We start from the raw sequence: 17372 nt of genomic DNA on the forward strand, positions 1-17372 counted from the left end.
TCATGGATTGCCTATAGCAAAAAAACTGTTATAAGTTCGCAAGTACCCCGGTACTTGCGAACTTTTGTGACCCCGCTGAGGCTCGAACTCAGGACCCACAGATTAAGAGTCTGTTGCTCTACCAACTGAGCTACGGAGTCGGGTTGATTGGGTTGCAAAACAACACAATTTTTGTAACCTAATAAAGCGTTTTTCATCGCTGAATGTTTGGCTGTTGTAAAATTAGTTCGTAAGTACCAATCTGCATTTCTTACTTGCCTAATGTAACATATCTGATTAATAGTACGCAATTTTTTATGAATATCATTTAAAAATTCGAAATTGCCCGTCGTAAACCATCTCCTAAAAGATTATGAAATTCAATTATTGCAAAAGCATTGTGCAATCTGTAACCGCCTGCAAAAAATTATCGATCCTGGCATTCCTGTTATTAAGTATACATGTACATCTCCATGCACAGCAACTGCGTGTGGTAGTAGCCGGCCTCAACCACGATCATATACACAATGTACTACACGCTTTTAATGAAGGCCGTGTAAATATTGTAGGCATAGCCGAACCCAACAAACAACTGTGGCAAAAATTTGGAAAATTGTATCATTTGCCCGATTCGCTGTTTGATACAGATCTCAAAAAACTGGTGCAATTAAAAAAGCCCGATGCTGTATTGGGTTATAATGAAGTGGCTAATCATTTAAAGATAGTACAAATTTGTGCACCATTACATGTACCCGTAATGGTAGAGAAACCGCTGGCTGCTACCCTGGCTCAGGCAGAACAAATTGAGCAACTTGCAAATCAGTACCACATAAAGGTACTAACAAACTATGAAACCACCTGGTACGCATCCTATCATGATGTTTATAATACGGTAAATGCTGATAGTATTGGACTGATCAGAAAAATGGTGGTGCACGACGGCCATCAGGGACCTAAGGAAATTGGCTGTAGCCCCGAATTTTTAAGCTGGCTTACTGACCCTGTTTTGAACGGTGCTGGCGCACTTAATGATTTTGGCTGTTATGGGGCCGACTTAATGACCTGGTTTATGAAAGGCCGTAAACCTATTGCAGTAACAGCAATAACCCGCCATTATAAGCCCAATGTGTATCCAAAGGTAGAAGACGACGCTACAATTATTGTTGAGTATCCCGAGGCCACCGGACAAATTGAAGGTTCATGGAACTGGCCTTTCTCTATCAAAGACCTGGAAGTATTTGGCCAAACCGGGTATTTGCATGCATTAAATGGTACCGACATTACCAGCCGTATGCGTGAGAATAGAAAAGGCAGTAAAACAGCACCAGCGTTGGCCGCTCCTATTAATGATCCTATCACTTATCTTACCGCTGTACTCAGAAATCAATTGCCCGGCACAGATGATCTTTCGTCTTTAAAATACAATATGATTGTAATGGAGATTTTGGATGCCGCCAAAAGGTCGGCGGCAAGCGGCAAAAGAGTTATACTGTAATGCATTAATTATAAAACAATTAATATTAAAAGCCACCTTCTAGGTGGCTTTTTTATGCCTCAGCAATTTTATATATTGCCCAAACAAATTCTACCAACTAAACCTATTAATTTAAAATGAGTACTACTACGTACAGACCAGAAATTGATGGTTTACGGGCCATCGCGGTTTTGGCTGTTATTCTTTTTCATTTTAATGCCAATTTGTTTCCCGGCGGGTACCTGGGTGTGGATATTTTCTTTGTAATATCCGGCTATCTTATTACCGGGCTTATTAAAAAAGACCTCGATAATAATCAATTCAATTTCGGCAATTTCTATCTCCGGCGGATAAAAAGAATAATACCAGCATTATACATTTTGCTGCTAATAGTAACAATTATAGCCGCTATCTTGCTTTTACCAACCGATTTTAAAGATTACAGCCGAAGCCTGCTTAGCCAATCCGTTTTCTCCAGTAATATCTACTTTTATTTCAAAAGCGATTATTTCGATACGCCATCATTACTTAAACCTATTCTACACACCTGGTCACTAAGCGTTGAGGAACAGTTTTATATCATTTATCCATTGCTGCTTGTAGGCCTGTTTAAGCTTTTCAAAAGAAACACGGGGTCAATGTTATTCGTACTGGCCATTTTCATCATAGGGGCGAGCTATTACTACTACGACAAAAATCAAAGTGCTGTATTTTTTCTTTCACCCTTCAGAAGCTGGGAATTACTGTTGGGGGCAATACTTAATTACAGTTTTGTTAATACCAAGTTGGCCAACAAACCATTACAGGAAATATTGAGTTGGGGTGGCTTGGCAGCCATTCTGTATTCTATCATTTTTTTATCTAAAACAAGCCAGATGCATGGCTTGGTGGCTATTGTCCCAACATTATGCACTGCATTTATTATTCTGGCAAATAGCAATTCAATTACATCGGCAGGCAAGCTTTTATCTCTCCAACCAATTAATTATACCGGCAAAATTTCATACTCACTTTACTTATGGCACTGGCCTCTTATTGTATTTTACATATACATATTTGGCAATATTAGCTTGCCTGTTGCCATCTGTATTTTCATTGTAAGCTATTTAATTGCTGTGCTTTCTTACAGGTTTATCGAAACCCCATTTCGTTACCAATCGATTTTTAAAAGTCTCACATCCTATTTTCTGCTGGCATTTACGGGGGCTTTTTTCTTTCTTATTATCGGATATTCGATCAACAGAAAAAATGGATTTCCTAACAGGTTTTCGCCCAACATCACACAGCTTTTAGCATCAGCAGCAGAAAGACCCGGGTGTACTCCCAGAATATTTTACAGAAAGCGTCAGATGCAGTATATCAACCGATGCGATACTGATACCGCAAGTAAGCCGGGTATATTAGTTTGGGGCGACAGTCACTCAGGCATGCTACAACCTGTGTTGAAAGTATTATCAGATCGTTACAAAGATAAATATGCACTTTACAGCTGCCCAAGCGCGCTTAATGTATTTATCGCTTATAAAGATCAATCGTACAAACAAAGCCCTTGCTATAGCTCTAACCAGGAGATTATTAATTACATTAAAGAAAATAACATTAAGTGCATCCTGTTTGCCTCATCATGGAGCCAGTATACCGAAGGGCGTGAACTTAAAATGGAAGGTGCAGGCCAGCAGGATAAACTTTATGCCGACTCATTAACTACACAATTTTCTACTACCGACTCAAAACGGGTATTTAAATCGAAGTTTACTTATACGGTTAATTTGCTCACCAATCTTAATGTAGATGTATGGATAATGGAACAGGTACCACAGCATGAATTTTGGGCGCCTAATGAAATTGCCAAACGATTAATTTACAAACAAGATACTACTAAAATTGGCCGCAACCTGGCTGATCATCAACAAAGGCAATCATTTGTAAACAGTGTTTTTACTGAACTGGCTAAAAATAAACATGTGCATATTTTAGATCCTACAGCTTATTTCCTGAAGAATCATAATTTTTTGACGGTTTATAAAAATGGCCGATCATTGTACAGCGATTATAATCACCTCTCGGCAGCGGGAGCTTATTTGTTAGAGCCGATGTTTACGCCAATGTTCGAATCTTTACATCAACCTGAAACAGGACAATAATATCAAGCCAGCATTTACTTTGAATTGCTTAATTTTGTAAATGGAGCAGCAGGAAGTAATTAAAAAGAAACCTTTCGAGTTTAATAATACGATAGCAGATCAAACCCAGTTTAAAGTGGCTACCGTATTTGAAGGCAAGTGCACCCTGTCGTCTTATAACCGTCGGGATTTTTATAAGATTTCTTTGATCACAAAAGGCACAAGTGAGCTGCTATATGCCGACAGAGGAATTAAGATTGATAAACCTGTATTGGTATTTACCAATCCGCTGGTACCCTATTCCTGGGAAGCTACTGATGGCGCTCAAATTGAAGAAGGGTCCGGCTTTTTTTGTGTATTTACCGAGGAGTTCCTCCACTCGGGCACCCGTATGGAAAGCCTACAGGACTCGAGCTTATTTAAAGCCGGCGGAGATTCGGTCTTCTTTTTAGATAACTCACAAATCGAATACATATATGGCATTTTTAGCCGCATGCGCCAAGAGTTTGACAGTGAGTACGTTTACAAATATGAACTGATGCGCAGCCAGGTAAACCTCATCATTCACGAGGCTATTAAAATGCAACCTGCTATCGCTTATGCTACTCCGCAAAACGCAGCATCGCGCATCACCAAATTATTTTTAAGTTTACTCGATAAACAGTTTCCGGTTGATTCGCCCCGCTTTGCGCTTAAGCTGAAAAAAGCCGGCGATTACGCCAGCCGGCTTGCGGTACATGTAAACCATCTCAATGCAGCCGTGCAAGAAGTTACCGGAAAAAGTACCACTACACATATTAACGAGAAAATCTTATCAGAAGCCCGGTCACTATTAACCCATACCGATTGGAGTGTGGCTGAAATTGCCTTTAGCCTCGGTTTTGAATATGCTTCGTACTTTAATAACTTCTTTAAAAAGCATACTGGCTATACACCGCTATCTCTAAGAAAAACACTTTGAAAAGTATAATTTATACTTTGAATCCTTTAGCACTATAGCGGCCCTTTGCTCTTACTTTTGTTTAAAACAAAAACTAAACGAATATGATACAAGCTAAAGGATATGCAGCTCAAAGCCCCCAAACTGATTTAGCGCCATGGGATTTTGAACGCAAGGATGTAGGCCCGCATGATGTGTTAATCGAGATTGCTTTTTGCGGCGTTTGCCACTCAGATTTGCACCAGATTAAGAATGACTGGTTCCCCGGTATTTTCCCAATGATACCCGGCCACGAAATTGTTGGCCGTATAACTCAAATTGGTGCACACGTTAAGAAATTTAAAACCGGCGACCTTGGTGGCGTTGGTGTAATGGTTGATTCTTGCCGCAGCTGCGAGAACTGCAATAACGGGCAAGAACAGATGTGCCTGGTTAGCCCCGTACAAACATACAATAGCTTAGATCATGATGGCAAGCCCACTTATGGCGGTTACTCTAACCTTATTGTGGTAAACGAAGATTTTGTTCATCATATTTCCGAAAAATTAAACCTTGCTGCCGTAGCGCCACTACTTTGCGCCGGCATAACCACATACTCTCCTCTTCGTAACTGGAAGGTTGGAAAAGGCCACAAACTTGCAGTAGTAGGCTTGGGTGGATTAGGACACATGGGCGTAAAATTCGGGCTGGCTTTTGGTGCTGAAGTTACTGTATTAAGCACGTCCGAATCAAAAAGAGAAGCAGCCAAAGCTATAGGTGCACACCACTTTGTAGTAACAACAAATGCAGAACAAGTTGCAGCAGTAAAAGGCACATTCGATTTTATATTAGATACAGTTTCTGCCAAACATGATCTTAATTTGTACCTGTCGCTGTTAAAAACAAATGGCGTTCATATTTGCGTAGGCGCCCCCGCCGAACCGTATGAATTACCGGCATTTGCATTATTGGCGGGTAATAAGGTTGTTGCAGGTTCGGGCGCAGGCGGTTTGCCACAAACCCAGGAAATGCTTGACTTTTGTGCCGAGCATAATATCGTATCGGATATTGAATTGATTGACATCAAAGATATCCATACTGCTTTTGACCGCATGGTAAAGGGCGATGTGAGATACAGATTTGTAATTGATATGGCTACATTATAGATAACATTTCATTTAATAGCGAAAATCCCGTTTGCCTACTAGCACGCGGGATTTTTTATTTTCAATCATTCTGTTTTAATAATTTAATATCATTAACAATAAGGAAAATTATAAATCAAAAGTTTAATAATATTTTATCGAAAGATATTTATTATCATACTAAACAGCCAGTTCATGTAGCAAAAAAAGCTTTTGGTGTAAGTTATATAGCCATAAGCTAAATGTTAAGCATATTTATTGAGATGTACACGCAGAAAGTAATAACCTAAACCTGCTATCGGCATGTTACATCCAGTAGTTACCGCCGTGAAAATATTTTTATATAACTGATAAATGCCGGAGTCCCCCTGGTAAAATGCTGCAAATATTATTTATGCAGCCAGTTCATAAGCGCGACCTACATGCATTACCCTTAACTTTAATATGGAAGACAAAAACTGGTTTGCTGCCTTAACTGCTAAAAGACTAAATACAGTAGAAACTCTGAAGGAAAACGGCCTCAATACTTTTATTAATCATATTATAGGCACTTATCACGAACCGGCTCATTTTATTTACGAATTGCTGCAAAATGCCGATGATGCTAAAGCAACCAAAGTACGGCTCGAACTGAAACCCAACGGTGTGTTGTTTACCCATAATGGTAAAGTGAACTTTACCGTTACTAACCCCGATTATGAGCGTGAAGACGATACCCCACCGGGACATATTAATGCAATAACAGCTTTCTCACTTACGGCAAAAAAGGATGATATTAAGAACCAGATAGGCAAATTTGGCATCGGTTTTAAATCTGTTTTTCAATATACCAATACACCATACGTTTATAATCCGCCTTATTGTTTTAAGATAGAAAAGTTTATTGTACCCCGCGAGATCAAATTCCAGGATGGCTTTTTATACGATAAAGAAACCACTGCATTTTGGCTTCCGTTTGATAAGACAGACAAGACTGCCCAACAAGCCCATCATGAAATTTTTACGCGGTTATCGGATATTAAAAACCCGCTGCTATTTCTTAGAAATATTACTGTTTTCGACATCGTTAACCACACAACTTTTATCCGGTTTACTAAAGAAATTGAAGAGATAGAAACCCTCATGATACCAGCCTCTTACATCAAAGTATGTAAGGTTAAGCTAAATGATGATACCATTATTAAGTTTAGCAAAAAGGTAAAAATCACAGATCATACATCAAAGGCATATTTTCTGCCTATCAATGTCGCTTTTATTCTTGATGAAAACAATAACATTAGCGCCGATAAATTATATCAGCATTATTTTAAGCATGCATGGTCTTTTTTGCCTACCATGCACGAAACTCGATTAAATTATATCTTAAACGCGCCCTTTATACTTTCGCCTAACCGCGAAGCTATCAAAGAAAACCGCACCGAAAACATACAACTAATTACAGAACTTGCCCAACTGATGGAAACAGCTATTGATATGCTTGATGAACTGGGATATATTACCGGCAAGTTTGATAGCACACTGCCGGTACTCAAATATATTACAGCCGAATTTATGCCTATAGCAGAGGTAGTTATAAACAAGGTAAAGGCGGGCAAAGCTTAATTTTTTCACAAAAAATAAAGTCCCCTTGCACTCGCTGCTTGGGGACTTCAAACCTAAACCTTATCACAATAATGAGTACATGATACCCATTACTTATACAAACGTAAAATTTAAAAATGAAGATTTTATGATTTTAAAAATTAGCCAATGAACACTGACATTAATAAGACTTATACTGCGGTAACCCAGTATTCAACAAACAAAAAAGGCTCTGATAAATCAGAGCCTTTAAGTTTACATGATAGGGTTTTGGTATAAAGAACTATATAAATAAGGTGCTACATTAAAGCTTTGCTAATTATTAATCAATACCAGAAACAGACATTTTGCTTCTGATACAACATAACCGGTTAAATTATGCTTAACTAATTGCCTTGATTTAGGCGTTTTGCAAACTTAAGATCTGCATTTTTTTTAAACCGCATTGCTTCGTTATACTAACATAAACAGGAATGAACAGCAGGCTAAAATTTTTACACCAAATACACTTTTCCAGATGCGAAATCCAGTTTTCGCGGGGTGATGATGAACATAAAATTTAATTTTCATTTCACATTTTAGGGTCTGGTTAATTTTTGATTATAATAGTAAAATATTAAGCTATGGTTTACCTGATTATTGTTTTAAATTCGGTTTAAGCAACAAGAAAAAGGTTTTGAGCCGTAACTAAAAAATACATATATGAGATTGAGCTGCTATATAGTTGATGATGAGTTGCATGCGATAGAAGTATTAGTAGATCATATTGAATCGATAAAAGATCTTCAATTATTGGGCTACAGTACTAACCCCGTTGCCGGCCTACACGAAGTGAATTCACAAAAACCCGATGTGCTTTTCCTGGATATCGACATGCCTAACCTGGATGGTATTGAGTTTAGAAAATTAATAAAACAGGACATTAGGGTTATCTTCACTACAGCCTCTCCCAACTTCGCGTTGGATGCGTTTGAAGTTTCGGCTTTTGATTATTTATTGAAGCCCGTTTCGTACTCCCGTTTTCAAAGGGCCATCAATAAATTAAACCAGTTTGTAAGTGTTACTGACCAACCCGAGATAAAATTGAAAGATGATTTCTTCTTTATCAAATGTGAAAACAAAGGGAAAGTGGTAAAAATTAACTTTGATGATATTATGTACGTAGAATCTAACAGTAACTATGTTATAGTAAGCACCAAAGACACAAAGTATAATACCTATTTAACGCTAAAAGAAATTAAGGCAAGGTTACCTGATAATTCCTTCTTCAGGATTCATAAATCATTCGTGATCAATCATACCAAAATTAATTATATAGACGGCAACCAGGTGGTATTAACAGACAAAAGTGTTTTACAATTGGGTAATACGTATCGTGAAGCCTTCTTTGACCTTGTAAACAAGCACATTATTAAAACTTCACGATAGCATATCCTATTTCGGGTCGAATTTTATAACAGGTTAATATCTTCCAGGTGCTGACCGAAGCGGTAGGTTAATGTGATCTCATTGGTTGAGTTATTGAACCCGCCAATGTTGTTTGATGCTGTACCGAACTGATAGCTGTATCCCAGGCGGAAATTAGCAAACATGAAGCTTACAATACCCGCCATTTCATTATTAGTACGATAATCGGCTCCTATGCCAAATACATTTTTAAGGTACATAGTGGTCGAAAAGTTAGCCACAAAAGGAATACCCTTGGTATAAGTGGCCAGGAAAGCCGGCTTTACTTTGAGATCTTTCCCGCCATCAATCAGGTAAGCGCCCGAGAAGTTATAGTGGTTACGGAAATAAGTATTATCCTGGATAGATGCCGTGCCTAATGAAGTAAAAGTTAGTTCAGGAACTGCCACACCTAAAAAGTACTCATCAGAATAAAGCATCACACCAAAACCAAAGTTGGGCTTGTTCTGGCGAACATCGTCACGGAATAGCGGGTCGTTAGCATCTAATGACGAATAGTTGGCCACATAGTTACGGATACCTGCATTAAGCGATACACCTAAATGCGTCTTCTCACTCAGGTTAATACTCTTGGCAAAAAAGGCATTGATCTCGGTTAAGTGTTCCACGGCAAACTGGTCGTTCATCACAACAACACCTGCCGAACCATTAATAGCTTCGAGCGGCATACTACCGTTAAAAATAAACGTAGTGGGCGAGCCTGGTATACCTGTCCACTGTTTACGCAGCAGGGCGTTTAATGACCCGTTTTGATCCAATAATGAATATGCCGGATTAAGCGGCGTTTGGTTATTCATATACTGGCTATAGGTAAATTGCTGCTGGGCCCGGGCCACAGTACCAACACCTACACTTAGCAGGCAAATTAATATAGCTTTGGTAATATTTTTCATCATGCCTCACTCTTAATACTAATCATACTTCAATACAAAATATCCTGTTAAGTGCCTTCCAACACCATTTACTACGTATTCAACCAGGTAGAAATAAGTACCTGCCTGTTGTTTAGCACCGGTAAAGTTAGATCGTCCGTCAAAAAACTTATTAGTATTGTCATAACCATTAATTTCATACACCCTTACGCCGTTTCTGTTAATAATAGTAACACGGTTATCAGGATGCTCATTAATACCTTCAATGTATAACACATCATTTATCCCGTCGCCGTTAGGTGATACCGCAGGATGTACAATTACCTCTCGGTTAAGATCTTTCACCTCAAGGTTTCGCACTACAGTATTAGCCGCATAATAATTAGCGTCTCCAGCCTGGTTGGCAACAATACCAGTAATACCTACCCGAAGCGAGCTAACTGTTAATCCATTTATCGATGCAATCACTGGATCGTTGGTGGTAAAGGTTACCGGCAGGCCCGAGCTCGATTTAATATTGCTCAGATCATAAGTAGTGCCGCGAAGCTGTACAGGGATATTGGCAAAATCAATAGTTTGCGCAGCCTTGTTTACAACCATAAACTGACTGATGGATGGTGTAGTATTATAATCAGGGTTTACAGGCAGCGATGCTGTAATAGTTACATAACCGGCACCCACAATGTGTATCTGGCCATTCACTATAGTTGCCACGGCAGTATTGCTGCTGGTATATATAATAGGCTCACCGCTGGTGGCTGTTGCACCGGCATCAAAATCAGGGTCGCCATACGTTTTAACCGGTAATTGGTTAAACGTAAGGTTACGGCCAATAGTAGTAACAGTAAGCGTTGCATTTACATACCTGAAGGTATAATCGTTAGATACGGCCCCGTTAACCGTAATTGGATAAATACCAACTAACGACGCAGTAGTGGCCGTTGTAGTTGCAGTAGCTTGCGTTGTAAGATTAGCCTGCGTATCGCCATTTACAAAGCCCGAATAGTTGATTGTAAAATCAGGATTAGGCTGATTATAAGGGCGAGATACATCGTTAGTAGAAACATTCAATGCTGCCTTACTAACGGTAATAGCTACATTTTTAGTTACTGTTATATAATTTACAGCATCAGTTGGGGTAAATGTTACCGCCAGGGTTTGGTTGGATCCTGCATGCAATACAGTACCCGCAGCAGGCGAATAGGTAAACGTACCTGGCACGGTGGTAGAAGCATACAATTGCTGATCGCCCAATGCTGTACCATAAGTAATAGCTGTAGGGTTAGTCCAGGTAAGTACCGGTGTAAGTTTGCCCACGCCTATCTGTACAGTTTTGGTAACTGAATTGTAATTGCTGGCATCTGTAGGTGTAAATGTTACCGACAAGGTTTGATTTGCACCTGCATTAAGCACATCTCCAATTGCCGGGGTATAAACAAATGTACCCGGTACATTGGCCGTTGCATTAAGTTGTGTTGCGCTTAACGCCACACCCTGAGCAATATTTGATGGGGTTGCCCAGGCTATTACAGGGTTAGCCTTGTTAACAGTTATGCTAACTGTTTTACCTGCAACCTGATAATTATTACTACCCGGAGTAAAAGTGGCTAATAACGTTTGCGTACCCACATTTAACACTTCGCCAAAATTAGGTGAGTAAACAAATGTACCATCAACATTGGCTGTAGCATTAAGTTGGTTAGCGCTTAATGCCGTGCCATAAGTAATAGGCCCCGGGGCTGTCCAGCTAATTACAGGCTGTGCAGGTTTTACATTAATAGTTACTGATTGATTAGCCGGATTATAATGCGCCCCATCAGTTGGTGTAAATGTTACAGATAAGGTACGGCTTCCTACTGCTAAAGGAATAACGGTTCCGTCTGTCGAATAAGTAAATGTACCATGGATACTGGCATCAGCCGTGGTAGCATTCTGTTGTACCGAATTTATTAATGTACCATAGGTAATATCAGCAGGTCTATTCCAGTTAATTACCGGGGTTATCTTAGTTATGTCAACAGCGTATACGTCAATAGTTGTATTAGCCGTAATATTATCGGTATAATTACGGGTATCTGTTGGATGAAACACAACCGATAATGGCTGGCCGGTCCCAACTGTATTCATCACACTACCTATTGCAGGTGTGTAAACAAACGTACCATCTATAGAGTTAGTGATTTGTGCATTCAACTGTGCGTTACTTAATACTGTACCTACAGATATAGCTACAGGTTTAGTCCAAATAATTACGGGTGTTACCGGAGTTACTGTAATAGAAACTGTTTTACTGACCTGATTGTAAAGGGCAGTATTTGTTGGAGTAAAGTAAGCTGTGATTGTATGAGTGCCCACTGGTAATACACTACTTGTAGCATCAGGCGTGTAGCTAAATACGCCTATTACTGGTGTTGTAGTGTTTGGCACCGTAGCAGTTGCGTTAAGTTGAGTCCTGCCAAGTACTGTACCATAACTAATAGGCGCAGGATCAGCCCAGTTAATTTGTGGATTAATTGCTGATATATTTACAGGGTTAACAGTTACTGTTGCTAATACATTTACAGTTTTATAATTAACTGCATCTGTTGGCGTAAACTTAGCTGCTAGTGTTTGATTCCCCTGTGTATTCATAATTGTACCCAAGGGCGGATTGAAGGTAAAAGTTCCTGTTGTCGTAACAGTACTGGCATTTAATTGATCCATTGTTAATGCAGTACCTACCGTCATAGGCAGTGGGTTCCATGTAATAGCAGGGGTAACTTGGCCCACGGTAATATGTGAGGTGAACACAACAGGTGTTGGGTCATAGTTCGGGTCACTGGCCGTAAATGTCGCCGTGATCACCTCGCCGCTCCCTACAGGTAATACCGTGCCCAGCAGCTGGCTGTAGCTCATGTTGCCACTCACATTACCAACTGTCGTTGCATTCAACTGGACATTGCTTAACGCCGTGCCATAAGTGATCGGGGCCAGCGGGTCTGTCCATACGATCTGAGGGATAGCCGCATCTACCGTGATCTGGGTCGTTATGTCTTTTGGCGCATAGTCTGTATCATCAGGTACAAAGTGTGCGTGTAACGTATGCACACCTTTGCTTAATACGGTACCGGCACTTTCTGTATAAGTGAAATGCCCGGTTAAACCTGCTGTTAATACCGATGCATCGAATATCCCTGCCGGTAATCCAGTACCGTACGCAATATGACCCTGGTCTGCCCAGTTCAGCGACGGGTCAAGTTGTGTTACCGTAACCGATATCGTTTTACTACCCCCGGTATAACTCACGTCATCCGGTGAAGATGGCGTATAAGTTACTGTCAGGTCCTGAGCAGATCCCGTATAATGTAACTGCCCGCCTGATGGACTGTAGACCTTGTTTCCATTTAGCGTTACACCACCTATACCCGTAACCGTCGCCGTTTCCAGCGTACTGATAGCTGTCTTGGCAGGATATGTGCCTGATAAAGCCCAGTTGATCAATGGTGAAGCCTGGCCCACATGCACTGTTACCGTTTTGCCCGTGCCGCTATAGTTCGCATCATCTGGTGAGGACGGTACATACGTCGCGATCAGGTCATCGTTTCCAACGGGTAAAATCGTATGCTCGTCTATCGGAGAATTATTATAGCTATATGTTATTGTGCCTTGCAGGGCAGGTGTTACCCTACCTGCTTTCGTAGCCGTTGCATTAAAGTATGCCAACCCCAACTCTACCCCATAAGTCAGTGTCGTCGATGGGGTCCAGTTGATCTGTGGCGTTGCCCGGTTTACATCAATATGTGAGGTGAACACAACAGGTGTTGGGTCATAGTTCGGGTCACTGGCCGTAAACGTCGCCGTGATCACCTCGCCGCTCCCTACAGGTAATACCGTGCCCAGCGGCTGGCTGTAGCTCATGTTGCCACTCACATTACCAACTGTCGTTGCATTTAGCTGGACATTGCTTAACGCCGTACCATAAGTGATCGGGGCCAGCGGGTCTGTCCATACGATCTGAGGGATAGCCGCATCTACCGTAATCTGGGTCGTTATGTCTTTTGGCGCATAGTCCGTATCGTCAGGTACAAAATGTGCGTGTAACGTATGCACACCTTTGCTTAATACGGTACCGGCACTTTCTGTATAAGTGAAATGCCCGGTTAAACCTGCTGTTAATACCGATGCATCGAATATCCCTGCCGGTAATCCAGTACCGTACGCAATATGACCCTGGTCTGCCCAGTTCAGCGACGGGTCAAGTTGTGTTACCGTAACCGATATCGTTTTACTACCCCCGGTATAACTCACGTCATCCGGTGAAGATGGCGTATAAGTTACTGTCAGGTCCTGAGCAGATCCCGTATAATGTAACTGCCCGCCTGATGGACTGTAGACCTTGTTTCCATTTAGCGTTACACCACCTATACCCGTAACCGTCGCCGTTTCCAGCGTACTGATAGCTGTCTTGGCAGGATATGTGCCTGATAAAGCCCAGTTGATCAATGGTGAAGCCTGGCCCACATGCACTGTTACCGTTTTGCCCGTGCCGCTATAGTTCGCATCATCTGGTGAGGACGGTACATACGTCGCGATCAGGTCATCGTTTCCAACGGGTAAAATCGTATGCTCGTCTATCGGAGAATTATTATAGCTATATGTTATTGTGCCTTGCAGGGCAGGTGTTACCGTACCTGCTTTCGTAGCCGTTGCATTAAAGTATGCCAACCCCAACTCTACCCCATAAGTCAGTGTCGTCGATGGGGTCCAGTTGATCTGTGGCGTTGCCCGGTTTACATCAATATGTGAGGTGAACACAACAGGTGTTGGGTCATAGTTCGGGTCACTGGCCGTAAATGTCGCCGTGATCACCTCGCCGCTCCCTACAGGTAATACCGTGCCCAGCAGCTGGCTGTAGCTCATGTTGCCACTCACATTACCAACTGTCGTTGCATTCAACTGGACATTGCTTAACGCCGTGCCATAAGTGATCGGGGCCAGCGGGTCTGTCCATACGATCTGAGGGATAGCCGCATCTACCGTGATCTGGGTCGTTATGTCTTTTGGCGCATAGTCTGTATCATCAGGTACAAAGTGTGCGTGTAACGTATGCACACCTTTGCTTAATACGGTACCGGCACTTTCTGTATAAGTGAAATGCCCGGTTAAACCTGCTGTTAATACCGATGCATCGAATATCCCTGCCGGTAATCCAGTACCGTACGCAATATGACCCTGGTCTGCCCAGTTCAGCGACGGGTCAAGTTGTGTTACCGTAACCGATATCGTTTTACTACCCCCGGTATAACTCACGTCATCCGGTGAAGATGGCGTATAAGTTACTGTCAGGTCCTGAGCAGATCCCGTATAATGTAACTGCCCGCCTGATGGACTGTAGACCTTGTTTCCATTTAGCGTTACACCACCTATACCCGTAACCGTCGCCGTTTCCAGCGTACTGATAGCTGTCTTGGCAGGATATGTGCCTGATAAAGCCCAGTTGATCAATGGTGAAGCCTGGCCCACATGCACTGTTACCGTTTTGCCCGTGCCGCTATAGTTCGCATCATCTGGTGAGGACGGTACATACGTCGCGATCAGGTCATCGTTTCCAACGGGTAAAATCGTATGCTCGTCTATCGGAGAATTATTATAGCTATATGTTATTGCTGTACTACCCGCAAGAGCCGGCGTAGTCGTGCCCGCTTTCGTCGCAGTTGCACTAAAATATCCAGCTCCTAATTCAGTTCCATAAGTCAGTGTTGTTGCTGGTGACCAGTTGATCTGTGGCGTATCTTTGTCTATATCAAAACCAACATGAAGTGTAGCGGCGTTATATGTGGTAGTTGCAGCTTGTGAAATAATAATATCTACATGCCCCACTCCTACTATGTTTATAGTACTTGGAGCAGTAAGTGTAGCACCAACGCTCGATGGATCTAATGAATAGGTAAATGCTCCGGCAGATGCTGATGACGGATGTAAAAGTGGTTGGATGTCAAACGAAGCATCATTATATTTTTTATTAGGTATAGTACCTGCTGTTATAGTTGGGTTACCTTTCGGTATTACCATCACAACATTAGAAGGGCTGCTTTCTTTATTTGTTGTAGCTGCTTTTATATAAAAATACAAGGGAGTACCGTTGGTCACTGATATTTCAGACTGATATGTTGTGGTATTTGCGTCAACACTTGTAAGAATGGTTAAATTAGTGCTTGATGAGCCTTCATATATATTGTAACCGTTTATATTATCGCTAATGCTGTTGGCATCCTCCCAATCTAATCGATAACTACCATCGAGCGAAGTTGCAACCAAATTAGTTGGGCTTGCTGGTGTGGCAGTATAATTTACACTATAGGTAGCTAGTGCATTAAATTCTCCGCTAATATCCTTTACTACTGAAGCTAAATTTATAGTTATCAACTCAGGCCCATTACCTGTAGGTACCAAGTTTACAGTATATTGTTCTTTAGCTGTAAATGTTTCTACCCTATTATTATTCCGGTCTGCTACATAAATATTCCCATTTTTATCGGCTGTAATTCCAGACGGAAATCTAAGGTTCCCATCACCTACACCTGTCGATCCTCCTATTCCTAAAAATCCATCAGTAGCGATATCAAATATCTCCACCCGCGATGTGGTACTTTTGTCAACAACATAAATTTTTCCTATTCCATCTGTTGTTATACCCGCCGGTGATAAAAACTCTCCGTTGCCAGTACCAGGCACACCTATTGTGCCAAGAGGATTACCGGCCATATCAAATTTTACAATTCTTCTATTACCAGAATCTGTTACATAAATAACCCCACCTGTAACTACTACACCCGAAGGACCAGCAAATTGCCCCGATGCACTACCACTACTACCATATTGTCTTGAAAGTGTGCCCAAATTAGTATCAAATACAGCGACCCTGTTATTTCCGGCATCGGCAACATATAGCTCATGATGCCCCTCGTCTAAATAAATACCCTGTGGTTTGTTTAACTGACCCGTAGCAATTGTACCACTAGTGCCAATAGAGGTTAAATAAATACCCGGACTGCTAAATACCTGTACACGATTATTACCTGCGTCCGCCACATAAATAACTCCACTCGTACTAACTGCAATACCATAAGGTTGATTAAACTGCTCATTACTAACACCAAAAGATCCAAACTGCCCCACATAAGCACCATTTTTATCAAAAATTTCAACACGGTTATTGCCACTATTAGCGGTAAGGTTATTACCATCGGTAACATAAGTATTGCCGGCGGCATCTACTGCAAGATCATTGGGCTGGTTTAAATTGCCATTACCTGACCCTATCGTTCCAAATTGATTTAAATAAGTTAGCGTGACTTTTTCCGTTAATCCTGATAAAGTTCCATTTGCTGTAGGTATTGCAAAGTCTGAGAGTTTAAGTGCTGGTGATGCAGTTTTGTCTAATGCTATTGTAATTGCAATTGGCGAAGAAGTAACATTACCCCCATCTGCCACCGGCCCAGTTATTGTTGTGGGAAATGTAGCAGGCGGCGGATTATATCTACCTGCAATTGCCGCCGTATAACTGGCGTACCCTAAAGTGATAAGAATTAGAAGTAAAAGTTTTTTCATTTAGAAAGCTTTGCAATATGTTCAGGTAACGAATTGTTTATGTGCTTACTCATCTTTATTTGATGACATGGAAATATACCACAATAAACATATTATAACAAGCAAAACCAGAGCGTTGTGCCATACCCCAAATATAATCACATTAGTTAAAATCTACTGAGCAGCAAGATATTACATTTGTAACAATATTGATACAATGAAACTTTTTCAAAATGGGTCTTT

The 17372-nt window shown here is 41.1% G+C and carries 8 protein-coding genes and 1 tRNA gene; 6 read left to right on the forward strand and 3 right to left on the reverse strand.

Annotated elements, in window-relative coordinates; genetic code table 11:
* Positions 1-67: 67 nt before the first annotated feature.
* A tRNA-Lys gene (locus PQO05_RS18505) sits at positions 68-140 on the reverse strand.
* Between the two features lie 212 nt (positions 141-352).
* On the opposite strand from PQO05_RS18505, the gene PQO05_RS18510 reads away from it, so the two are divergent.
* From PQO05_RS18510 to PQO05_RS18535, 6 genes are all read left to right on the forward strand, one after another.
* On the forward strand, positions 353-1474 hold the full coding sequence (locus PQO05_RS18510; RefSeq protein ID WP_273628925.1) for a Gfo/Idh/MocA family protein: 1122 nt from the start codon (positions 353-355) through the stop codon (positions 1472-1474).
* 116 nt (positions 1475-1590) lie between these two features.
* Positions 1591-3597, forward strand: a complete 2007-nt coding sequence (locus tag PQO05_RS18515; RefSeq protein ID WP_273628926.1) for an acyltransferase family protein — start codon at positions 1591-1593, stop codon at positions 3595-3597.
* Between the two features lie 40 nt (positions 3598-3637).
* Positions 3638-4537, forward strand: a complete 900-nt coding sequence (locus PQO05_RS18520; protein WP_273628927.1) for a helix-turn-helix domain-containing protein — start codon at positions 3638-3640, stop codon at positions 4535-4537.
* Positions 4538-4620: 83 nt separating this feature from the next.
* Entirely contained in the window at positions 4621-5661 is a 1041-nt protein-coding gene (locus PQO05_RS18525; protein ID WP_273628929.1) for an NAD(P)-dependent alcohol dehydrogenase, read from the forward strand.
* Between the two features lie 423 nt (positions 5662-6084).
* Positions 6085-7242: a sacsin N-terminal ATP-binding-like domain-containing protein gene (locus PQO05_RS18530; RefSeq protein WP_273628930.1), complete on the forward strand. Its 1158-nt coding sequence runs from the start codon at positions 6085-6087 to the stop codon at positions 7240-7242.
* A 681-nt stretch (positions 7243-7923) separates the two neighbouring features.
* On the forward strand, positions 7924-8649 hold the full coding sequence (locus tag PQO05_RS18535; RefSeq protein WP_273628931.1) for a LytR/AlgR family response regulator transcription factor: 726 nt from the start codon (positions 7924-7926) through the stop codon (positions 8647-8649).
* A gap of 23 nt (positions 8650-8672) precedes the next feature.
* Here PQO05_RS18535 and PQO05_RS18540 read toward each other — a convergent pair whose 3' ends face one another.
* Both PQO05_RS18540 and PQO05_RS18545 read right to left on the reverse strand, forming a co-directional pair.
* Positions 8673-9584, reverse strand: coding sequence for a PorP/SprF family type IX secretion system membrane protein (locus PQO05_RS18540; protein WP_273628932.1), 912 nt, complete (start codon positions 9582-9584; stop codon positions 8673-8675).
* A gap of 15 nt (positions 9585-9599) precedes the next feature.
* Positions 9600-17150, reverse strand: a complete 7551-nt coding sequence (locus PQO05_RS18545) for a T9SS type B sorting domain-containing protein (RefSeq protein WP_273628933.1) — start codon at positions 17148-17150, stop codon at positions 9600-9602.
* Between the last annotated feature and the right edge of the window lie 222 nt (positions 17151-17372).

The sequence above is a fragment of the Mucilaginibacter jinjuensis genome (assembly GCF_028596025.1).
GTDB lineage: Bacteria > Bacteroidota > Bacteroidia > Sphingobacteriales > Sphingobacteriaceae > Mucilaginibacter > Mucilaginibacter jinjuensis.